Annotated in this window: 22 protein-coding genes and 1 pseudogene; 4 read left to right on the top strand and 19 right to left on the bottom strand. The window is 41.4% G+C overall.

Features of this window, described 5'->3' with window-relative positions:
- Positions 1-349: 349 nt before the first annotated feature.
- Positions 350-4,249 (top strand): DUF3683 domain-containing protein, encoded by a 3,900-nt coding sequence (locus AU255_RS10150; RefSeq protein ID WP_080522756.1) that lies wholly within the window; start codon positions 350-352, stop codon positions 4,247-4,249.
- Positions 4,250-4,694: 445 nt separating this feature from the next.
- On the opposite strand, the gene AU255_RS20795 is transcribed toward AU255_RS10150, so the two are convergent.
- The 12 genes and pseudogenes from AU255_RS20795 to AU255_RS10105 form a co-directional block, all read right to left on the bottom strand.
- Positions 4,695-4,898, bottom strand: coding sequence for a hypothetical protein (locus AU255_RS20795; RefSeq protein ID WP_233144609.1), 204 nt, complete (start codon positions 4,896-4,898; stop codon positions 4,695-4,697).
- On the bottom strand, positions 4,895-5,026 hold the full coding sequence (locus tag AU255_RS21100; RefSeq protein ID WP_269844784.1) for a hypothetical protein: 132 nt from the start codon (positions 5,024-5,026) through the stop codon (positions 4,895-4,897). Before AU255_RS21100 ends, AU255_RS20795 begins: the two co-directional genes overlap by 4 nt.
- 360 nt (positions 5,027-5,386) lie before the next feature.
- Positions 5,387-5,521, bottom strand: a complete 135-nt coding sequence (locus AU255_RS21095; protein ID WP_269844783.1) for a hypothetical protein — start codon at positions 5,519-5,521, stop codon at positions 5,387-5,389.
- A gap of 120 nt (positions 5,522-5,641) precedes the next feature.
- On the bottom strand, positions 5,642-6,991 hold the full coding sequence (gene gor, locus AU255_RS10135) for a glutathione-disulfide reductase (protein WP_080522755.1): 1,350 nt from the start codon (positions 6,989-6,991) through the stop codon (positions 5,642-5,644).
- Positions 6,992-7,070: 79 nt separating this feature from the next.
- On the bottom strand, positions 7,071-7,595 hold the full coding sequence (locus tag AU255_RS10130; protein ID WP_080522754.1) for a peroxiredoxin: 525 nt from the start codon (positions 7,593-7,595) through the stop codon (positions 7,071-7,073).
- A 29-nt stretch (positions 7,596-7,624) separates the two neighbouring features.
- Positions 7,625-7,741, bottom strand: coding sequence for a ferritin family protein (locus AU255_RS21395; protein ID WP_408606490.1), 117 nt, complete (start codon positions 7,739-7,741; stop codon positions 7,625-7,627).
- A 129-nt stretch (positions 7,742-7,870) separates the two neighbouring features.
- Positions 7,871-8,677, bottom strand: a complete 807-nt coding sequence (locus tag AU255_RS10125; protein WP_233144662.1) for a LysR substrate-binding domain-containing protein — start codon at positions 8,675-8,677, stop codon at positions 7,871-7,873.
- Positions 8,677-8,751: pseudogene (locus AU255_RS20790) on the bottom strand (hypothetical protein); the annotation flags it as partial. The gene AU255_RS10125 and the pseudogene AU255_RS20790, both read right to left, overlap by 1 nt.
- A gap of 81 nt (positions 8,752-8,832) precedes the next feature.
- A complete protein-coding gene (locus AU255_RS10120) occupies positions 8,833-10,020 on the bottom strand; it encodes a cytochrome-c peroxidase (protein WP_080522753.1) in 1,188 nt (395 codons plus the stop codon).
- Positions 10,021-10,162: 142 nt separating this feature from the next.
- Positions 10,163-12,598, bottom strand: coding sequence for a fatty acid cis/trans isomerase (locus AU255_RS10115; RefSeq protein ID WP_080522752.1), 2,436 nt, complete (start codon positions 12,596-12,598; stop codon positions 10,163-10,165).
- Between the two features lie 150 nt (positions 12,599-12,748).
- On the bottom strand, positions 12,749-13,183 hold the full coding sequence (tsaE, locus tag AU255_RS10110; RefSeq protein ID WP_080522751.1) for a tRNA (adenosine(37)-N6)-threonylcarbamoyltransferase complex ATPase subunit type 1 TsaE: 435 nt from the start codon (positions 13,181-13,183) through the stop codon (positions 12,749-12,751).
- Positions 13,184-13,185: 2 nt separating this feature from the next.
- On the bottom strand, positions 13,186-14,649 hold the full coding sequence (locus tag AU255_RS10105; RefSeq protein WP_080522750.1) for an NAD(P)H-hydrate dehydratase: 1,464 nt from the start codon (positions 14,647-14,649) through the stop codon (positions 13,186-13,188).
- A 39-nt stretch (positions 14,650-14,688) separates the two neighbouring features.
- Here AU255_RS10105 and queG point away from each other — a divergent pair, with 39 nt between their 5' ends.
- The 3 genes from queG to AU255_RS10095 all read left to right on the top strand — a co-directional run bounded on the left by queG (position 14,689) and on the right by AU255_RS10095 (position 17,134).
- A complete protein-coding gene (gene queG, locus AU255_RS10100; protein WP_080523333.1) occupies positions 14,689-15,738 on the top strand; it encodes a tRNA epoxyqueuosine(34) reductase QueG in 1,050 nt (349 codons plus the stop codon).
- 83 nt (positions 15,739-15,821) lie between these two features.
- Positions 15,822-16,118 (top strand): TolC family protein, encoded by a 297-nt coding sequence (locus AU255_RS20785; protein WP_233144608.1) that lies wholly within the window; start codon positions 15,822-15,824, stop codon positions 16,116-16,118.
- A complete protein-coding gene (locus tag AU255_RS10095) occupies positions 16,028-17,134 on the top strand; it encodes a TolC family outer membrane protein (protein ID WP_332889051.1) in 1,107 nt (368 codons plus the stop codon). The genes AU255_RS20785 and AU255_RS10095 overlap by 91 nt, the downstream gene beginning before the upstream one ends.
- 137 nt (positions 17,135-17,271) lie before the next feature.
- Here AU255_RS10095 and AU255_RS10090 read toward each other — a convergent pair whose 3' ends face one another.
- The 7 genes from AU255_RS10090 to AU255_RS10060 form a co-directional block, all read right to left on the bottom strand.
- Positions 17,272-17,772: a L,D-transpeptidase gene (locus AU255_RS10090; protein WP_080522749.1), complete on the bottom strand. Its 501-nt coding sequence runs from the start codon at positions 17,770-17,772 to the stop codon at positions 17,272-17,274.
- A 2-nt stretch (positions 17,773-17,774) separates the two neighbouring features.
- On the bottom strand, positions 17,775-19,112 hold the full coding sequence (rlmD, locus tag AU255_RS10085) for a 23S rRNA (uracil(1939)-C(5))-methyltransferase RlmD (RefSeq protein ID WP_080522748.1): 1,338 nt from the start codon (positions 19,110-19,112) through the stop codon (positions 17,775-17,777).
- Positions 19,113-19,490: 378 nt separating this feature from the next.
- The gene (gene ruvA, locus AU255_RS10080) at positions 19,491-20,099 is read right to left on the bottom strand and encodes a Holliday junction branch migration protein RuvA (RefSeq protein ID WP_080522747.1); all 609 of its coding nucleotides are present in this window, start codon (positions 20,097-20,099) and stop codon (positions 19,491-19,493) included.
- On the bottom strand, positions 20,096-20,596 hold the full coding sequence (gene ruvC, locus AU255_RS10075) for a crossover junction endodeoxyribonuclease RuvC (protein WP_080522746.1): 501 nt from the start codon (positions 20,594-20,596) through the stop codon (positions 20,096-20,098). The genes ruvA and ruvC overlap by 4 nt, the downstream gene beginning before the upstream one ends.
- A 3-nt stretch (positions 20,597-20,599) precedes the next feature.
- Positions 20,600-21,352 carry a YebC/PmpR family DNA-binding transcriptional regulator gene (locus AU255_RS10070; protein WP_080522745.1) on the bottom strand — a complete coding sequence of 251 codons (753 nt, stop codon included), beginning with the start codon at positions 21,350-21,352 and terminating at the stop codon, positions 20,600-20,602.
- A gap of 303 nt (positions 21,353-21,655) precedes the next feature.
- Complete coding sequence (locus AU255_RS10065) at positions 21,656-22,201, bottom strand: hypothetical protein (protein ID WP_080522744.1); 546 nt, start codon at positions 22,199-22,201, stop codon at positions 21,656-21,658.
- A 5-nt stretch (positions 22,202-22,206) separates the two neighbouring features.
- Positions 22,207-22,929 carry a HupE/UreJ family protein gene (locus AU255_RS10060; RefSeq protein ID WP_080522743.1) on the bottom strand — a complete coding sequence of 241 codons (723 nt, stop codon included), beginning with the start codon at positions 22,927-22,929 and terminating at the stop codon, positions 22,207-22,209.
- Positions 22,930-22,970: the final 41 nt, after the last annotated feature.

The raw sequence follows: 22,970 nt of genomic DNA, 5'->3' as shown, positions 1-22,970 counted from the left end.
ATTTAGCGTATACGAGATTATGAAAATAATAGTTCATAGCCAGAAAATAACCAGATGAAGCAGAGACAATATGCCAGTGGTTAATGTGCATAAAATAAAAAATTAAATTATATACTTTGCCATAAACTGCCTAAGATATTAATCTTAAATGCACAAAATTAAAACACTGACACTCAACACGACTAGCTATTAACCCTCTAAAACCCTAGAAAATATAATGAGAAAAGCGGCTTGAAAAACGCCGCTACCCTGCTCTATTCCTAGAGTTGGATGTTTACGGATAGCCTTCGAAAATGCTAAAATAAGTTTTCTTCACCACGCCATTACTTAGCATGACAGTGGATACAAAATCCCCCTATTATCTTCGGCAGCGTCACCAGTACGGTTACGCGAAATCCCTTATAACTACACGTCTTTTTCCGACCGCGAAATAGTCATCCGCCTATTAGGCGAGGACAATTGGCAAGTTCTGGATTCGCTACGCGATGAGCGTGTCACTGGACGTTCTGCGCAGATGCTTTTCGAAGTGCTTGGCGATATCTGGGCCGTACAGCGTAATCCATATCTCGAGGATGACTTGCTTGACAACCGCAAAAGACGTAAATCGCTGCTTGAAGCTTTACGCCATAGATTGTCACAAATGGAGAAGCGCAGCTCCGAATATGAAGCAGAAGGGGCTGATCGGACAAAAAGAGTAGTAATATTAATCGAAGCCGCGCGTCAAGCAGTCGATAACTTTGAAGCACACTTCAAAAGTACCGAAAAAATGCGTAGCAAATCCTTGGCGCTCTTATCTAAGCATACGCGCAAAGACAACATCTGTTTCGATGGTTTTGCTCGTGTCTCGCATGTGACAGATGCGACGGATTGGCGCGTTGAATATCCTTTTGTTGTGCTTTATCCACGCACTGAAGAGGAAGTTGGAAAACTGGTTAGAGATTGTATCAAACTTAATTTAACCATTATTCCACGTGGAGGTGGTACTGGCTACACCGGCGGTGCTGTGCCATTAACACCCTTTTCTGCGGTGATTAACACCGAAAAACTAATGGAAATTGGTCAGATAGATCATGCCAGCTCATTGCCAGGTATTGATCAGACCTATGCAACGATTTATACCGGTGCGGGTGTCGTTACACGACGTGTTATGGATATTGCCGACAGTGCCGGACTGGTATTTGCCTGTGATCCCACTTCTGCAGATGCCTCTTGCATAGGTGGAAATGTAGCCATGAACGCCGGTGGTAAAAAAGCTGTGCTATGGGGAACTGCACTGGATAATTTGGTTTCCTGGCGTATGGTTACGCCGGATGGGAACTGGCTTGAGGTTGAGCGCTTCCAGCACAATCTGGGTAAAATTCATGACCAGGATCAAGTTAACTTTGTACTCAAACGTTTTGATGCCAGCGGTAAAAAATTACTTTCCGAAGAACCACTGCTTATTCCTGGCACACAATTCCGCAAAGGCGAATTAGGTAAAGACGTTACAGACAAATTTCTTGGCGGGTTACCGGGTATCCAAAAAGAAGGCTGCGACGGTATCATTACCTCGGCGCGCTGGATTTTACACAAGATGCCAGCGCATACACGTACTATCTGCGTGGAATTTTATGGCCAGGTCAGAGAAGCTGTGCCTGCCATTGTAGAGATTCGTGATTATCTAAACGCCTTACCTAAAGAAGGCGAGACACGGATTATGTTAGCCGGGCTTGAACACCTGGATGATCGCTATGTCAAAGCCGTCGGATATGCGAGCAAAGCCAAGCATCTTGGCCGTCCGAAAATGGTGTTAATCGGCGACATTGTCGGTGATAATGAAAACCAGGTCGCTTTAGCGGCCTCCGAAGTTATACGCGTGTGTAACGCCAGAGGTGCTGAAGGTTTTATCGCTGTCAGCCCCGAGGCACGCAAGACTTTCTGGCTGGATCGATCGCGTACCGCTGCTATCGCAAAACACACGAATGCTTTCAAAATCAATGAAGATGTCGTTATTCCACTGCCGCGCATGGGTGATTATTGTGATGGTATCGAACGTATCAATATCGAATTATCATTGCGTAACAAAATACGCCTGTGTAGTGCGCTAAGTCACTTCCTGCAAGGAGAGCTACCGTTACGTCACTATGAAGATGATATTAATAAAGCTGAACTAATTGGCGATCGACGCGAATTAGCACTCAATACCGTCGAACAGGTACGCAAACGCTGGCAGTGGTTGTATGACAATTTAGATACGCCCTTACCCAAGGCTGAAGCAGCTTTTGAACAGCTGGGTATTAGTGTAGGTGAATTTACTAACCGCACAGAACAACCCTCCTTGTTTCATCGTATACAGGATCATTCGATACGAGTTTCCTGGAAACAGGAATTATTGCTGAGTTTGAAAGAGATTTTCGAAGGCGATAATTTCAAGCTGATCATAGAGCGGCTGGAAATGACGCATAAAGATATTTTGCGTGCTCGTGTGTTTGTCGCACTGCATATGCATGCTGGTGACGGTAATGTACACACTAATTTACCGGTCAATTCTGATCATTATGAAATGTTACAGGAAGCCAACGAGGCAGTAGCACGCATCATGGTTCTTGCACGTTCACTGGGCGGTGTTATCTCGGGGGAACATGGTATAGGCATAACCAAATACGAATTTCTCACTCAAGAAGAACTAGCCAGTTTTCATAGCTACAAAAAACAAGTCGATCCGGAAGACCGTTTTAACGCCGGAAAGCTCATGCCAGGGGCCGATTTACGTGCAGCTTATACGACCTCATTTAGTTTAATGGGTTATGAATCACTGATTATGCAACAAAGTGAAATCGGCGCTATCTCGGATTCCATAAAAGATTGTCTGCGCTGTGGAAAATGTAAACCAGTATGCTCTACGCATGTTCCACGTGCTAACTTATTGTATTCACCTCGTAATAAAATTCTGGCTACATCGCTGCTGATTGAAGCATTTTTATACGAAGAACAAACCCGACGCGGTATTTCTATTACGCACTGGAACGAGTTTGAAGATGTAGCCGACCATTGCACCGTATGTCACAAATGTGAAAGTCCTTGTCCAGTGGATATAGATTTCGGTGATGTGTCGATGAATATGCGTAACTTGCTACGTAAAATGGGTAAGCAGAGCTTTAATCCAGTGAAAACTCTGGCTATCGCTTTTTTATCCACCGATCATCCGAATAGCGTTAAATTGATGCGTAAAGTATTGATTGAATGGTCTTATAAAGCGCAACGGATCGGTAATTTCTTTATCCGACCCTGGGGTAAAGCGCAACTCAAACAACCGCCATCATCAACTGGCAAACCCAATATGCAAGAATATGTGGTGCATTTCACCAACCGTAAAATGCCGGGCAAATTACCCAGTAAAACGGCCAGAGCACTGCTAGGTATAGAAAGTAATGATATTGTTCCTATTATTCGCGACCCGATTAAAACACGTACCAATTCCGAGGCGGTATTTTATTTCCCGGGTTGTGGTTCAGAGCGCTTGTTCTCTCAGGTTGGCTTAGCTACTCAGGCGATGTTGTATGAAGTTGGCGTACAAACTGTATTACCACCGGGATATTTATGCTGTGGTTTTCCTCAACGTGCTGCTGGCGAATTCGATAAGGCAGATCAAATTACAACTGATAATCGTATCCTGTTTCATCGTGTTGCTAACACATTAAACTATCTGGATATTAAAACTGTTGTTGTCAGTTGCGGGACTTGTCTGGATCAACTGGAAGATTATGAATTCGACAAGATTTTTCCGGGGTGTCGAATGATTGATATTCATGAATACTTACTGGAAAAAGGTGTCAAACTGGAAGGCCTCAGTGGCACCCAATATATGTACCATGACCCTTGCCATACACCACTAAAGCAGCAAGATCCGATGAAAACCGTCAATGCATTAATGGGTACCAGCGTGCATAAATCTGATCGTTGTTGTGGGGAATCTGGCACTTTAGCCGTTGGTCGACCGGATGTTTCTACCGGGGTGCGTTATCGCAAAGCCGAAGAACTGGAAAATGACAAGGCCAAGCTGCGCGCTGAAAACCCAGTTGCACCCATTAAAATGCTCACTTCTTGCCCATCTTGTGTGCAGGGCCTACAACGCTTTGAAGATGGTGATGAACAACTCGACGTTGATTATATCGTGGTAGAAATTGCGCGTAATGTCTTAGGTAAGGACTGGATGCAGACTTATATCAAACAGGCATCCAAAGGTGGGATTGAGCGGGTATTAGTATAACTATGCTGAACTAGACTGCCCTGCGTTTGTTAGCGGACACCGTTATTCCCCTGGAAATTCAGGAAACAGATCCTATATTAGGGCTAATGGAAGTTCAGGTTGTTTTCGCAAATAGTCAGTTAATTGCATGATCTGTTAGTCATATTATCAATTCTTGTTGCTTATTTAAGGTTTATTCAGAGCCTTAAATAAGTACCCACTAAGAATTATCAATTTTGGGCGTATTAACTGACAACCTGTAACCCATATTTTTTCTTGGTTCAAAAGTAGCTTCCCTGCCCTGCCTACTTTTGAACACTTGGTTGTGCGGGAGGGGTTAATGTTTACCGGGATTCAATGGCACACCACGACGTTCATGAAGCACATAAGCTTGTAATGCAGTCATTTTATGATCAATCAGCTGCTAATGGCTGATCTTCCAAAGGGTTGCGCAAACACCAGTTAATCATTTCCTAGAGGAGATGACTTTGCCAATTTGTTTTTGATATTTTGGATAGGTTTCCGGGTGGGTGTTCGCGGCATTCGGGGCAACACCGTTACTGCCTAGCTCCCCGCTGGTCCATAATACCCGGCCTTGTTGCACAATCTCCATAAATTGTTGTTGCCAGCGCTGTAAGTCCTGATCTTTAAATTCATCAGCCTGAATCATCGATGACTACGTGAGTCTTTGGATTTATACTGTGTATCTTCTGCTTGTTTATCGACCTTGCTAAATTTGACGCTACGGTCTGTATTGTTATGCAGCGTAAAATTCAGATCGACATGACCGTTATCCATATTGATAAATTACCAGCCAGTGACATCTCGCTCAAAGAACGAGTCGGCTCTATTCATTGGCACGGTCAATTTTGGAAAAATACTGTTTCGCTTGGGCATAAGCGGCCGGATAAGGCCACGGTCAGGAAGTGGCCATTACCGAATGGAAACTGATATTGCCAATTTGATTGTATGAATTCGGGTCTGATGCACATGCCCATAAATCACGGAGACTTTGTTAAAGGGTTTTAACAAGGCCTGAATTTGCTCGACATCTTCGGTGTCCAAAAATTCCAGCCTTTATAAATTTTTTGTAGGGGGGGAATGCGAAAAGACCACGACATGCGTTGCTTCTGCTACTTTATCGAGGTCACCTTTCAGCTATTTCCTTTGTTCATCCCCCACCATAAACGGTGAACCGTTAGGATTATCCAGCCCGGCCATTTCGCTCATGCGCTGTTCTGCAGTAGGCCAACGGTTATAGGTCCAATCATCATAAGTTCTTATACTGTTCAAAACGATGAAATGTACGCCTTTATGATTAAAATAGTTATGTCTACTTTTTAAAACCTTCATACATTGTTTATAAATCAAGTGAATATAAGTGATGCTTATGAAGTATCTATCTCTCTTAAATTATTGTGGATTGCGCATCGTTACAAATTCTTCTGCCGCCGTTGGGTGAATGCCAATGGTCGAATCAAAAACGGATTTAGTTGCACCTGCACGCAGTGCAACGGCCATTCCTTGGATAATTTCACCTGCTTCCGGCCCAACCATGTGAATACCGAGCACTTGATCGGTACTGCGTCTGACCAGCATTTTCATCAACGATTTCTCGTTAAGTCCTGAAAGTGTGTGTTTCATCGGAGTAAACACGGATTTATAACTATCAATATCACTATAGCGTTTTCTCGCTTCTGTTTCGGTTAACCCAACCGTTGCAATATTAGGCTGGCTGAAAACAGCTGTTGGAATGTGCTCGTAATCAACGGGTGTGAATCGATTGCCATACAGTTCATTGACCAAAGCCATTGCTTCGGCAGTGGCAACAGGGGTTAAATTTATGCGATGGGTCACATCGCCTAGTGCATAGATAGATGGAATATTGCTTTGATAGTGTTCATCCACTTTAATTGCACCGCTATCTTTTAATGACACACCGATCGCTTCTAGCCCCAGGCCTTCAATGTTTGGCGTGCGACCCGTCGCATATAAAATCAAGTCGGTTTCAAGCGTCTGTTGATTATCAATATGGGCGATAAGTCCGTTATCAAAAGCTTCGATAGCATTGATGGAGGTGTTGTATCGAATATCAATACCTTTTTTACGCATTTCTTCAGCAGCAAATTCCCTGACCTCATCATCAAAACCTCTCAGTAGTTTTTCGCTACGATAACAGAGTGTTGTTTTTACTCCCAGACCATTCATAATGCCTGCAAATTCAACCGCAATATAACCACCGCCAACAATCACTATACGCTCAGGTAATTGCTTAAGGGCGAAAATATCATCTGAAGTTTTGATATGCTGTTTACCGCTAATATCAGGTATAAACGGTTTGCCACCGGTAGCGATCAAAATACGCTGGCTGCTGAATTGCTGGTCACCTACTTTTAGCGTATGTGCATCTATTAAGCTTGCCTGACCTTCAATCAGCGTAACGCCTGAATTATCCAGCAAGTTGCCGTAAATCCCCTGTAATCGCTGAATTTCCTGATTTTTCTGCGCCATCAATCGCGTCCAATTGAATTGTGCCTGTTGCACATTCCAGCCAAAGCCTTTTGCAGCCTGAAAATCTTCATGAAAATGTGACGCATAAACAAACAGTTTTTTTGGCACACAGCCCACGTTCACACAGGTGCCGCCAAGATATTGATGTTCAGCAATAGCGACTTTTGCACCAAGATCCGCAACCGTTCTAGCGGCTCGAACACCGCCAGAACCAGCGCCTATAACAAATAAGTCGTAGTCATATTGAGACATCAGTTATTCCTTAGTCAGTCAAAAAATATTTATACATAATAGCCCATAAATTGATTAAATCGGTTCACGGACAGAAAAATCAGCGTTGTTTTAAATAATTCAGTAATGTATCCGCGCCACTGACTTCAAATGGATCATCTGGACAATTATCACTTTTACCAGGCTCACTGAACATTTGAACAATGTGTTTATTATCAACCAGCATCGAGTAACGCCAGGAGCGATAACCAAAGCCCAGATTTTCTTTTTTAACCAGCATACCCATCGCACGGGTAAAATCGGCATTGCCGTCCGGCAACAATTTCACATGGCTTACACCCAAGTGTTTACTCCACTGAAACATGGTGAAGGCATCGTTGACACTTAAACAATAAACTTCATCGACACCTTGATCAATAAATTCCTGGTATTTGGCTTCGAAGCCAGGCAAATGGGTACTGGAACAGGTCGGTGTAAATGCACCAGGGAGAGCAAATAAAGCTATTTTTTTGCCTTTGAAAATATCATCCGTGCTGACATCTTGCCAGCGAAAAGGGTTATCACCACCGAGACTTTCATCACGGACACGTGTTTTGAAAATAACATCAGGTACGATTGAGTTCATTAGTTTATCCTGTTAATTAATAGCTAAGGTTAAATGAGCGTTAGGTATATCGCTAAAGAGACAATCATGTAATGCTTTATCCATTCGAGTAACATGATCACATGTTCTTTCTCTTCATTGCGATTATGCGCCACTATCGTTTTCAGTTCGAGGAAATTAATAGCAGACGTTTTATTATCCCCATTCAGCTCAAGGACATTCTAGCAATGCTAGCAGAGGATTAAAAATTGATTGTTACTATAGGAATCATTGATACAGTCAATGCATGAGGCGGCTTAACTGTTTGCAGTGTTTTTGATCAATGAAATGAATTGCTTGATTAAATGCGTTTTTGCACTGGTTTTGCGCCAAACCAGGCCAATATTGCGACTCGGTACAGGTTCAGCAAAAGACAAGTAGCAGATACCGGGGTCTGGCTTACGCATTGCAATTTCAGGAATGAAAGTAATTCCGGTACCCGCTCTAACCATTTGTCTGAGGGTTTCCAGACCCGTAGCCCTTACATCCTGCTGCTCTTCGGCACCATTGAGCTGGCAGAATTGTAAAGCCTGACCACGCAAACAATGTCCTTCATCCAGTAATAATAGCTGTTGTTGACGGAGATCAGATTGTTTAATAATTTTTTTGCTCGCCAGTGGATGATCAGTTGCCACTGCCAACTTAAAAACATCTTCAAAAAGATGTTCATATTGCAAGGTGTCTCCGTTTATTGGTAAGGAAAGCAAGGCGACATCAAGTTTACCTTGTTTTAGCTGTTCTATCAGCGTGTCGGTTTTTTCTTCAATAAGTATCAAACGTATCTTAGGTAACTGCTGTTTGATGGCGGGGACTAAATCAGGAAAAATATAAGTCGATAAAGTTGGAAAAGCACCTAATCTGAAATTACCGGATAAAGGGTCCTGAGCCAATTCTGCCAGTTCGTTGATTTGTTGAATTTCATTTAAAATGCGCCTGGCCGAAGCAATGACGGTTGCGCCGGTTTCGGTAGGAATAACTTTTTTATTGGAACGCTCGAAAATTTGCACTCCAAGACTTTCTTCCATTTTTTGATTTGGGTGCTGAGAGTCGGCTGGGTAATGCAGCATTGTTCTGCTGCCTGAATAAAGCTGCGCAAATCATCTACAGCAACCAGATAATACAAATCTCGTAAGTTCACAAGCACCCCAATAATAGCTTAAAAATACCCCATCAAACTGATGGGGTATAAGAAATGATAATCAGCATAGCATAGATGCTTTTATTTATTCTTTAAGGGGTGATAACCATCAGTTAGCGTTTTTAAGAAAGCAACAATATCCTGCACTTCATCTTCCGTTAAATTCAAATTGCCTAACTCGCTATCGTTGACATTTTCTGCCACTTCCGCCATTGGCCAACAATCTTTGCTTTGTGCCAGAGCCTGGGTAATATTTGCTTCTGCACAAACATTGCGCACATCGCGAGTATTGTAAAATTCGACCACACCTTGTAGTGTTTGGAAGTAACCATTATGCATCCAGGGGCCTGTTATAGCTACATTACGCAAAGTAGGCACTTTAATCTTACCTTTTTCCTGTTCAGTTTGCCCCGTTGCTTTCACGACAGGATTGGCCGCTAAACCCACATCAACAAACGCCTCACCTTCAACATTATATTCCACTGACATCGCATAGAAAAAATTATCAGGATTTCGAGGAACACCAAGATTATCATAAGAAAAATCAGTAAACAGGGGTGATTCACCTTCTGGCCCTGATTGACTTGGGTGACAGGCTGCACAGTTACCTTTATCCTCACGCTCGAACAGTGCTAGTCCATGCTCTTCTTGTTCAGTAAATCTTGCCTTACCGGCCAAATAGTAATCATATTTGGAAGTAAAACGATTAAATTTTTCTGTGCGTTCAAAAGCAGCGATAGCATTGGCTATATTGCTGTAGGCTTGCTCTGTATTATCAAACCCATGTTTTCCGAAAACTCGCTTGAATAACTTTGAGTAGTTGGCTGAACGTACTTTATCTACAACCATTTGTTTATTGGTATTTGCCATTTCTAGGTGATTCAAAAAAGGCATTTGCGCTTGTTCTTCAAGTGTTGCAGCACGACCGTCTAAAAATTGCCCTCCTATATACAGTTCCTCCTCTTCGTCGTAATGGAACTTGGGACTAAAAGCCATGTACATAGCTGTTGGTGTGTTACGGCTACCAAAACGCCCTGCAGTAACACCTTCTGAGGTTGGAGTCGATACAGTTGAATCAATAAAACCATGTTTTGGATCATGACAACTCGCACAGGATTGCCCTGGAGGGTTGGATAAATTAGTATCAAAAAAAAGTTGTTTTCCGAGCTCGCTTCTTTTGTTGGTGTGTTGGTTCTGACCTGCTTCTGCCTGAAAAACGACCATTAAAAGAAGTATTGCCGTTGAAATAGAGGTTGGTTTGAAAATCATAAATAATGCCCGTATGCGAAATAATATAAATTATATCGCTAATGAGAATCATTATCAATTATGGTATATATTATTAATTTCTCCTACCTGTATTTCGCCTATTACAGGGTTAAAAGGCTTAACTCAACCATCACATACATTACTAAAAATTGTTATATCTATTTAAATCAAATAAGCCTGCTTCCAGGCCACGATAGTTTTTTTGCTCTTCGTTAAACCAGTCAACATATTGCCAGATTTCTGGATTGGTACGGCGAATGCCATATTTACGGTAAAACGACTCTACATCTTCGGGAGTACGTGCATATTTGATGGCTGCAATAAAGTCAGCTAATTGTTCTGTTTCTACATGAAAGAAATAGTTCGGATAACTACCTATAAATCCGGGCACTACTGTCAACGTATCGAGAGCTGGCTCGCGTCGCAATTCCTCGGCTATCATAATCGCAACATTTTCCAGTGCTTTATTTAATAATAGTGTGTAAATCTGTGCCGTTTTGTTCTGCTTATTACTCACCTTGACGAAAGCCACTTCCGGCAACAAGTCCAGCTCTTCTCCTTTAAGTTTAGAGAGTTCAACCATGGCAATATCTGCTTTTCTTTGGAACTCTGATGCTTTGCTTTTTTTGCAGGCTTCCTGACTACATCGATCTAAAGCATACTTCTCGCTCACAGCTTTACCTAATCGATGCTTGACCTGATCAAAAAACTCTTGCTTATAATGACTCGTTTTGTATATGACGCCAGTCTCATAACCCGCGCTGTAATAGGGTTTATCAAAGTAAGTAACAATATCTCCACTAATCCCTTTATACCAAGAGTCATATATTTTTTTACGTTGATCATCAGGTAGTAGTCTTAGAAAGTTATCCTCTCCATCCATACGCAAAAAATCCATATACATTCGGGTTGCCAATTGATTATCCACAGAGGCATAAACATTAAAGCCCGCCACTAGCAAATAATGAATCCGTTCAAAAAGGGCATAATCAAGAACCCAGCCAGTTAAAGGTGTGTCTCCAACTAAACCTTTGACTACTGTTGCACTATTGAAGTGTCTGAAAACCGTTAACGCGGCATTCTGATTGACTCCTTCTCCATCCCAGATATCATCAATGGTAAAACCACCATACTCATCAATAAGTTGATTGGCAAAGGTGTTCTTATTTTTCAGATAATCTTCAGCAAGCTTATTATATTTTCGCCAGCCAAATAGCCCTAACTGATCCCCAGCAACCCCTGGCAGGCTTAATATTGGATCTTGTTCTTTCAGGAAAGTATCAAATTTCTCACTGAATCCAGGTAAGTTATTGCGACCGCCTGGTTTAAAGAAAACTACCCAGAATCTATCGCGTATTACATTTAGAGCAACCTGCCCTCTACAAACAGGTCCTTTTATAAATCCTGAAATAAAATACTGGGCATCATCCAGCAAAAATTGATAACGTGCATTTTTTGGCAATTCAGTGAAGCTTGTAAATGGGTTAGCTGCAATTTGAGGTTCATATGAAGGCAGTTTAGTGACGCTATAGTCAGTTTGAAAAAATAACTCTTTATAGCGCCGCATTTTGTCCTGACTAAATTCATATACAAAATGCGTTTTATCGACTATAACACCTAAAACCGGACGTAAGCGATAATAAAACTTAGCAACACCAGGATCATCGTAGGGAAGCGCAGTGGGAATTTCTTGAATAGCTTCGCCAGGTGGCGTGGTCGAACGTACTAAACGATAAAATTCTTTTTTAGAATGTCCCTGGAAATGAATATGGCCAAGAAACAGATGTTCATAAACATAACGCGAAACCAGTTGTTGTTTTAAAGACTGGCGATTGAAAAACTTTTCCCATTCTGCAATTGCTTTAACTGCACCTTTTGAAGGAACAGGCCCGGCATCAAATTTTGCACCTTCCTGCAACCATTGCATTACAGTGTATTCCTGCTTTAGAGACAATCCTGGCATGGCATAAGGCATCCCCCAATCTGGATGATTCTGTTGAAATTCTGCAAATTCATCAACAGTTGGACATGATAATTCTCTTTCCAGACTGAGATCGAATGAATCCGACAGCTTTCCTGACTCAGGCAATGGATTATCACGTTTCAAAAGTAATATTTTTGCTAGCAACGCATTGTTTAAATTTGCCTGGGCTGAATCTTCTCGTTCATTCAATACCGGGTAAAAATCTTTATTACGCCAGCCTTCAGTACTTGTTGCATCAATAAATAAACGGGTTGGTGACACAGTCGTTAATCTGGCACCATCATATACCACTTGCTTGGTAGCTCCCCTGTCCAGACCTGCTGTAGATCCAAGTTTTAATTGACAAGGGGCATCGTAGCAGGCATGACAGGCGACACATCGTGTGTCTAAAATAGGCTTGATGTCTTGGTGATAGGAAATTGCACCTTTAGCCAGCTTTGTATCCGGTGGCAGTGAGCGTTGCTTTGGATAAGAAGGCCCGTATAAAGCATCAAAATCAGGCGATTGAGCTTTTTGGTACACCGTCGTACAGCCACTAATAATGATAAGAACTACTAATATAGTATAGATTCTAGTACTGATATATCTATTCATGATGTCTGAATGCTGTTGTTATTTTTATTGGAAACACTCTGTGAGCATATATTATTTTTCTGGAATATTACACTAATTAAAACTAACTCGTTCGTTGAATTAGCATTTTAATAAAAGAAGATGAAACCTGATTAACTCTTTTCTTTAGAGTTAATGAATCTCAACTCCCTCTGGTATTTTTTTAATCACCAGTAAGTGTCCATTTTCTGTCGTTGTTAACGATAAAATGACATCAGCAGCGCCTAAATATCCCTCGCCTTTTTCAGGCCACTCTATAAAACAGATACTGTTTTCCTGTAAATAATCATTTATGCCGATCCATTCAAGCTCTTCTGGATCCATCAAGCGATATAAATCGAAATGAAAAAACAGGCGATTATTTAATTTATATTCTTCAACTATATTATAAGTCGGACTTTTTACTGTGGATGTATGCCCTGCTGCGCGCATAAATCCACGCACCAAAGTTGTCTTTCCCGCGCCTAGATTACCGTTAAGAAAAACGACACATTTTTCAGGAAGAGCGTGAAATAATTTTGCGCCAAAAGCTTCGGTTTCTGCTGATGTGCTTAATAAAAATTGCATGATCAATTAACCACTTCCGTTAAAAATTGTAAAACATTACTGGCACGTAAGCCGCGTTGACCTTTGCTCGCTGCTGCTTTGTCTGCGGCAAGACCGTGTAAATAAACGCCCTGTCTCGCCGCTTCGATTAGCGAATATTTCTGCGCCAGCAAACTACCGATCAGGCCTGATAAAACATCGCCCATGCCACCGGAGGCCATGCCTGGATTACCTGTGGTGTTAACATCTACTTCATCACCAGCACATATCAGTGTTCCAGAACCTTTTAAAATACATACACCTCCATATTCTTTTTGTAATATGCGTACAGCTGCATATCGATCCTGCAATATATCAGCTGTTGAGCAGTGTAATAATCGTGCGGCTTCGCCCGGGTGTGGCGTTAAAATCCAGTTATCAGAATAAGTAGGCTCATTAGCCAATAAATTCAACGCATCAGCATCAATAACGCGAGGCAAATCCAATGCTATCAGTGTCGGCCAGATACTTTTCGCCCATGCACCTTGAGCCATGCCAGGCCCTAAAACCAGAACTGTTGCTTTAGCAAGTAATTCAGTAATATCAGCTAACTGTTCTAGCGCATGTCCCATTAATTCAGGGCTACATATATGCGTTTGTAACGCATGTTCTCTTCGTGTAGCAACACTTACCAGACCCGCACCGCTATTAAGTGCTGCAACCGCTGCCAAATGCACAGCACCTGCATAGCCATAATCCCCGCCCACTATTAATACATGACCAAAATGACCTTTATGCGCACTGGCATTGCGTTTAGTGAGTTCAGAAGGAATTAATAAACGTTCTTTACTAGGTAAAGATTGAATAATGGTATCGGGCACGGCTAAATCTGCAAAAATAATAGTGCCACAATAATCGGCAGCCAGGCCGGTATATAAGCCTTTTTTTAAGACAATAAAGGTAATTGTCATATTGGCAACTATTGCACAGCCCATAATATTACCTGTATCTGCATTTAAGCCTGAGGGAATATCGACGGCCAATACCGGAATTGATAACGTATTGATATAGCTAATTGCATCTGCAAAATACCCCGTCACAGCTCTATCTAAGCCAGTACCGAATAATGCATCAACCACTAGATCAGTCGCATGATCAATCACTAAATAATCTTGTAAGATCTTACCGCCTACAGCAATAAATTCTTGTTTCGCACGAGCAGCATCCCCATGTAATTTTTCCTCTGCAACTAATGAAACCAGTTGTACCAGATACCCCGCTTTTATAGCGATAGCTGCAATTAAATAACCGTCACCTGCGTTATTACCGGCGCCACACAGAACAGATATTTTACTGGCAGATGGGTAATACTTTTGTATCGCCTTGAACCCGGCCTGAGCCGCTTTAGTCATCAATTGAAAGCCTGTTATACTAGGCAATTCCTGAGCCATACGATCTATGTCTCTGGCCTGTTGTGCAGAATACAGTTGGGTAGGTAAAGTTTGCATATTAAGACGGGTGTTTATAAAATATTGACACATTATAGAATGGATACAGCAATCAATGAACTGTCCCGGCAAATAAAACAATGGGGCTATGAGTTAGGCTTTCAGCAAGTAGGCATAACCGACACCAATTTACAACAAGCGGAACAGCGGCTTGAGGATTGGCTAGCGCATGGTTACCACGCAGATATGGACTATATGCATAAGCATGGCTTGAAACGTAGCCGCCCTGCTCTTTTACAGCCAGAAACAGTGAGCATTATTTCGGTACGTATGGATTATTTACCGGAAGACCATGAGTCCATGGAGACGACCTTAAATAACCCGGTTGCCGCTTTTATTTCCCGTTATGCACTGGGCCGGGATTACCATAAAGTCTTACGTAAACGTTTGCAAAAACTGGCCCAACGTATTGAACAGGAAGTCGGTGTCTTTGGTTATCGGGCTTTTGTTGATTCTGCTCCAGTGCTTGAAAAAGCCATTGCTGAAAAAGCAGGTTTGGGCTGGATAGGTAAACACAGTAATATTATTAATAAAAAAGCAGGCTCATGGTTTTTTCTGGGCGAGATTTATACATCGCTAGCTTTGCCAAGTAATGTTCCCAGCCAAAACCATTGCGGTCAGTGCGTAGCCTGTATTAATATTTGCCCCACCCAGGCGATTGTTGCTCCTTATCAGGTGGATGCCAGACGCTGTATTTCGTATCTAACAATTGAACTTAAAGGCTCTATTCCCGTAGATTTAAGACCTCTTATGGGTAATCGTATCTATGGCTGTGATGATTGTCAGTTAATTTGCCCATGGAATCGGTTTGCTAAACTCAGTAACGAAGCAGATTTCAACCCTAGACATAACTTAAATGCACAGCATTTAATTGAATTATTTAACTGGTCAGAAAACGAGTTTTTTGATAAAACAGAAGGGTCTGCCATCAGGCGCATAGGCTATCAACAGTGGTTACGTAATATTGCAGTTGCCCTTGGAAATGCGCCAGCATCAACAGTTATTAAACAGACTTTAAACGTTAAATTAGATCAGTCATCCGAGTTGGTCAGGGAGCATATATTGTGGGCACTAAAACAGCATGCATAAATAAATTGTGTAAAGAAACTTACTTTATCTATCATAACTTATATAATAATTGGCATTATTGTTATTAGCTTTGGAAAGCGTTTATGAAAAAAACGAGCATTTCTTTTTTACTCTTATTTTCTAGTGCATTGCCAGCACAGAACTTATTGGAAACCTATGATCTCGCGCTACAAAATGATCCTATATTGCGCCGCTCACTAGCCAATAAAATGGCGGTAGCTGAAAGCAAGGATCAAAGCATAGCTCAACTTTTACCTTCAGTAAATGCAGGCGCTTCCAGCGGTTATAACTGGTCATATCAGAATTCTTTTTTAATAATAACTTCCCCGGACAAACTCGTCAGAACAATTATTGGAATAGTCAATTTGCCATTAATTTAACGCAACCCATTTTTCATTATGATATGTGGGTGCAACTATCTCAATCAGAATTACAAATTGCTCAAGCTGACGCCCGGTTTCTGGCTGAACAACAAAATTTAATGCGTAAAACAACCATTGCTTATTTCAACGTACTGGCTGCTCAGGATGATCTCACATTTGCTATTGCTGAAAAGAAAACCATAGCCAGACAGTTAGAGCAGGCACAACAACGATTTGATGTAGGACTTATTGCCATTACCGATGTTTATGAGGCACAAGCAGGTTATGATCAAAGTAGATCCGATGTTATTGCTGCACAGAATGCTGTGCAAAGTGCTAAAGAAGCTTTAAAAGAAATTATTGGGCCCTTTTCAGATGAACTGAGTATATTAGGCGAGACTTTACCGCTACCAGAGCCAGTCCCGAATAATATAGATGAATGGAATAACCAGGCGCTGAATCAAAATTTACTTATTTTGGTAGCTCAAAGTGGCTCTGAGATTGCCCAGGAAAATATTGACTTACAACGTAGTGGTCATTACCCTACTTTGGATTTAGTCGGTGCATTTGGTCTTAACGATACGACCGGAAATCTTGCTGCGCAAGGTAATACTGAAAATATCGGTTTACAATTAAATATTCCACTTTTTTCAGGCGGTGCAGTCAATTCTAGAACACGCCAAGCCGAATACCAATTTAGCGAGGCAAAAGAGAATTTAGTTGCCACACAAAGAGCTGTAACTAAAGAAGTAAAAGATTCTTACCGGGGAGTTATCACTGCTATTAGTCAAGTAGGCGCATTAAAATCAGCTGTTAAATCAGGAAAAAGTTCACTGGAAGCAACTGAAGCGGGTTTTGAAGTAGGCACAAGAACCATGGTTGATGTGCTTTCTACAACAAGAAATTATACTAGTGCGCAAAGTAAGTATTCAAAATCCCGTTATGCTTTTTTAATAAATGGCGTACGCTTAAAGTTTGCTGCGAGTACGTTAACTGTTGCTGATCTTGAAGCGATCAACCGTTATTTAAAATAGTGTGGACCTTAGTCCGCTAACAGTTAAATGGGTGGGCAACTTGTGTCACATATGATAATAGCTCAGCTATTTTAGTTTTTTACCATAAAAAGCAAAAGTCCATCCTTGTCAACATTAACGCTTTGAAATCCGCCACGCTATGTATGAATAAAAACCAGTTCACCGGCGTTTATCTGATTAAATAAACTCAGCACATCCGTATTATGCATTCTAATACAGCCATGAGACTCAGGTTTCCCTTGCAGCAAATGGTCTGGACAACCATGAATATAGATATACCGCCAGCTGCTATCTAATGCTCCATAGCGATTAAAGCCCGACTGCAGGCCACCTAACCAAAGAATACGCGTTAAAATCCAGTCTCGTTCCGGGTATTGCTGATCCAGTTCGGGAGTGTATATTTCGCCTGTGGAGCGGCGCCCGACAAAGACACTGTTTAAAGGCTGTTTATCACCGATTTTAGCTCTGACTTTATGCCAGCCTCTCGGTGTGCACTCCGAGCCCATGCGCTCACCCGCACCATTTTTTGCAGTCGAAACGGGATAACTATGGATCACAGTGCCATTTTCGATAAGATTCAACGTTTGCGTCGCGATACAGACGTCGATATATCGATTGGGTAAAGTACCATTGAACATTGTTATTTTTTAAATAAGGCGATCGATTCTACATGTCCCGTTTGGGGAAACATATCCATAACACCCGCTTTAACTAAAGTGTAGCCTAATTCATTAACCAGAATTCCTGCATCTCTGGCTAAGGTAGAGGGATTACAAGAGACATACATGATTAATTCCGGTTCCCACTTTTTAAGATTATGTAGAATCTCTGATGCGCCAGCACGCGATGGATCTAACATTACTTTATTATACTTTTGCCTTGCCCAGGCTTGATCGCTAACATCTTTGCTTAAATCAGCCGCAAAAAATTCAACATTGCCTAGCTTATTTAATAAAGCATTTTCTTTGGCATGATTGACTAAAGGCTGGTCACCTTCAATCCCTACGACATGCCCCGCTTTGGTTGCGATAGGTAACGTAAAATTACCCAATCCACAAAATAAATCTAATACCCGGTCCTGTGCATTAAAATCCATTTCTTGCATAACCCGGTTAATCATTTGCCGGTTAATTTCATAATTTACCTGAGTAAACATGGCAGGTTTAAAACGAAATGTGATGCCTTGATCCGGCAAACTATAGGTCGGTATAACTTCCGGCTCGCCGTCAATTGGGGTAATAGTATCCGGGCCTTTTGATTGCAAGCACATGGAAATGTTATGCTGATGCCCAAAGGCACGCATAATTTCTTTATCTTCATCTGTTGCTGGTTCCAGCACTCGAAATGAAAGTACACAATCCTCATCACCAATAGCAACTTCGATTTGCGGAATTTTATCTTTAATGCTTAATTGACCAATCATCGCGGATAAATCCATCAATTTTTCACCCACTATGGGGTGCATTACTTTACAACTTTCGATCTCGGCTAAAAATTGATTACGGCGTTCGCGGAATCCAACCAGTACACGGCCTTTTTTCTCTACATATTTAACACCCATTCGTGCTTTGCGCCGGTAACCCCAATGCGGTCCAGTTAATGGTTGCCAAATTTCCTGGATTTCGACTTTCCCGATACGTTGAAACTGGTCTACCAATAAGTCTTGTTTAAAACTGATCTGTGCGGTATCACTGACATGCTGAAAACTGCAGCCACCACAATTACCAAAATGCGGACATTCAGCATCAACACGCTCAGAAGCTCGTGTGAATAAAGTTTGTACTTTACCTTCCGCATAGTCTTTACGACTATCAGTATAAATAAATTCTAGCTCTTCACCCGGCAAAGCTTCGTCAATAAATATAACTTTGCCATCAACATGTGCGACTCCTCGTCCATCATGAGCCAGAGACTCAATCGTAACTTTTATGGGATCTTCGGGTAATTTTCTTTTCTTGTGAAATCGTCTACGTGCCATATTATGTTATCTCGTACAGCAACTATTCTGGAAGAATGCTGTACGTGTTTTATCCTGGTCTTTTAAAGTTTTAAAGGGGCCAATGCCATTAAATTAAGAAATAAAAAATATAATAAAAAAAGTGAATATTGTAGAGTTACAAACATAAGACGGGGGAAAAGACTATGAAAGAATGCAAATAGCTTTAGCTTTAGCTATTGCTGTTTCAGTAATAGCTAAAGCGCGTCACTCCTTTGGTATATCTCGTCTTAAGTGATAACAGCTTTATTGGGTTATATTTCAATAAAAATATAACCCAAACTACAATTGTTTCTTATTCATTATAATTACCAGTATCTTAATTTGATGACATTGGTCAAGGAGTATAAATGTATGCAATTACTGTGTTTTTCCCTGTAAAGCCAAACGGATAATATCTTCACAGCTTTTATCCTCTTGCGCGATACCTTGCACCATTTTACTGGCATCTTGTGCTTTATATCCCAGAGAGCATAAAGCACTGATAGCTTCTTGTTTGGCACTGTTTCTTGACAAGCCTGTGCTAGCCTGTGCTGCGTTACTGTTGTCGGCATTGACCTCATCCAGCGTCGGTAATTTATCGCGCATTTCTATAATCAAGCGCTCAGCTGTTTTTTTACCCACCCCGGGCAAGCGGACCAAGGCTGCGGCATCATTATCATGAATGCAGCGATGAAATTCATCCGCACTTTGTCCAGATAAAATGGTCAATGCCAACTTTGGCCCGACACCATTCACTTTGATTAAAGTACGAAACATCACTCTATCTGATTCCGTGGAAAAACCAAACAGAATATGCGCATCCTCGCGTACTACTAAATGCGTATGCAAATGTACCGTTTCACCCATCGCCGGAAGATTATAAAAAGTGCTCATCGGTGCTTCTATTTCATAACCGACACCCTGCACATCCAGCACTAGCATAGGCGGCCTTTTCAGCACTAATTTCCCGCGTATAAAGCCAATCATGAAATCACAACTCGTGATAAACGTCTTTGCGTTTGCTGAAAATTAGAATGACATAAACTGATTCCCAGAGCATCACTGGCATCTATCTGTAACTCACCGCTTAAGCCAAGCAAAATTCTCACCATTTGTTGTACCTGTAATTTGTCAGCTGAACCATTACCAACCACCGCCTGTTTCACCTGACGGGCAGCATATTCAAACACGGGGATATCAAATAATTGTACTGCACAAATTGCAGCTCCTCGCGCCTGACCTAATTTCAATGCAGAATCTGCATTTTTATGCATAAATACTTGTTCTATAGCCATTTCAGTGGGTTGATATTCTTCAACAATATCGCTGATACCTGCAAAAATCTGCTTTAAGCGCACCGGGAATTTATCACCTTTAATACGCAAACAGCCACTGGCTACATACTTATAGCCAGTGGCTGTTTCGTCAATAATACCAAATCCAGTCAGGCGTGAACCCGGGTCTATCCCTAAAATTCTGGCCACTTTCTATTCATCTTCCAGTTGAGCCATCACTTCATCACTGATATCTGCATTAGTATAGACGTTTTGTACATCATCCAGATCTTCCAGGGCATCTACTAGTCGCAATATTTTTTCTGCATCATTGACATCGAGTTCGTTCAAAATATCTGCTTGCATGGTGACTTCTCCACCCGCTGGTTCGAAATCTAATGGAATCATCTCTTCCTTAACATTTAAAAACTCTTCCCATGCCGTCATGACATCAACTGAGCCGTCATCGTTACTGATTACATCTTCAGCACCGGCCTCTAAAGCGGCTTCCATCAGTACATCTTCATCAACATCACTCGTATAGCTTAAAATGCCAACTTTATTAAACATATAGGCAACGGAACCATCCGTACCGAGATTCCCCCCCGCTTTAGAAAAAGCATGCCGTACTTCACCAACGGTACGGTTACGGTTATCAGTTAAACAATCGACAATTACTGCAATCCCACCGGGCCCATAGCCTTCATAACGCACTTCTTCATAATTAACACCATCCATAGCACCCGTTGCTTTTTTAATGGTATTATCAATGGTATCACGCTTCATATTAGCGCCCAGAGCCTTATCAATCGCAGTCCGTAAGCTAGGATTACTAGCCGGATCAGCACCACCAGTTTTTGCTGCGACAGAAATTTCACGAATAACTTTTGTAAATAATTTCCCCCGCTTTGCATCCTGACCTGCTTTACGGTGTTTAATATTGGCCCACTTACTATGTCCTGCCATTGCTCCTCTCTATAACTGTATTTGGTCAATTCACAATATGAATTATGTGAAAAAAACCGATTTTAACATAAAAACGGGGCGTAGGCTTTAGCCCACCTATCTATTAATAACGGGAAAACTGCTAAAGTCTGCTCCGCATTATGCTTCGCGCGGTCACGGATGCGGATTTTATATCGAGTCGAATTTAGTCGAGAGCAAGGCTCTGAAACAGGCGCATAGCAAGCTCCGCAACTATTTCAGAAACGCGGCTATCGGCTAAAATCGGCCGCTAGAAAGCCGCATATGTGGCCGCGTGAAGTATAACTAAATCAAACCCTTAATTTTATACTGGCCTTTAGTTTTTAAAATGACATGAATAGCTTTGTTGGTATCATTTTTCCAGTACCATCCATGCGTTCCGGTAAAGGGTGCCATTAAATCTCCCTCGGATGCGTTCGCAGTCGTTTCACGATAACTTTTAAAATATCCCGTTTTATCCCCCGCTGGCTCTCCATGAAAATCAAAATACACTGCATCGCCATCACTGTTCCATGCGTACCTTATATAAGCATCCTTTTGCAAATAAAATTTATATTCCAGGTCTGATTTTGCAGGTATGGTAATTTGCACAATGTCTTGCCAGTCAGCTGCTTGCTCCCCTGAGGGGCAGGACATTACTTTTTTCACACTTTCTGAAAATGGTTTTGCTAATACAGTTAACCCCAGTTTCTTTCCTAAGCCAGTTGGATCAATGCCATATTCAGCCGGACCAATAAAAACTATTAAAATACAAAATGCCAGAATAACCGCACTAATCATACTAATGATTAAGGTTTTCAAGGATTGTACAGGGATATTTACTTCATTCATAAGTATTACACGTTAAGTACATAGCCAGTCATTTGATAGCCGAATAAAACCAGACCCGCAGCCATTAACAAAGTATTAGTGACCACAGCAAAACTAAAATAACTATCAAAACGCCGCCAGAGATTTAACAGTATTAACATAAATAATAAAGCTACAAACTGACCGATCTCAACACCCAGATTAAATGCCAGTAAATTCTTCCACAGATCATGTTCTGGCAAATCAAAATCCTGTAACTTTGTGGCTAAACCCATGCCATGAAATAAACCAAAAATCAGCACAGCTACTTTAGTATTTGGTTGGCGAGCAAATAATCGCTGAAAACCACCCAGATTATCAAAGCCCTTATAAACCACTGACAATCCAATAATAGCGTCAACTAAATAAGCATTAACGGAAATATTTTCCAGCACACCAAAAAACAGTGTCAAACTATGGCCTAAGGTAAACAGGCTGACATAAATTAATATATCCCGGGTACGAAATAAAAAGAAAATAACCCCGAGGAGAAATAATAAATGGTCATAGCCGGTGAGCATATGCTTGGCACCAATATATAGAAATGGTCCAATAGCAGTACCATGATTGGCCTGTAGAAATTGCTGAGTATTAGCATCGACACCATGAGCTACGGCTGCGGAAATACACAAAAGAGTTAACGCGGCGACTGAGAGCGAAGTAGAAAATTTTAAGGAAATAAGGTATTTTGTTGTACAGTTATTCAACATGACTATTTATTTTGGTTTGCTGGTTGTATGACTTCCGCAGG

Origin of the sequence: Methyloprofundus sedimenti, assembly GCF_002072955.1 — a bacterium.
Taxonomy (GTDB): domain Bacteria; phylum Pseudomonadota; class Gammaproteobacteria; order Methylococcales; family Methylomonadaceae; genus Methyloprofundus; species Methyloprofundus sedimenti.
This window is presented reverse-complemented; position numbering and strand designations above follow the sequence as displayed.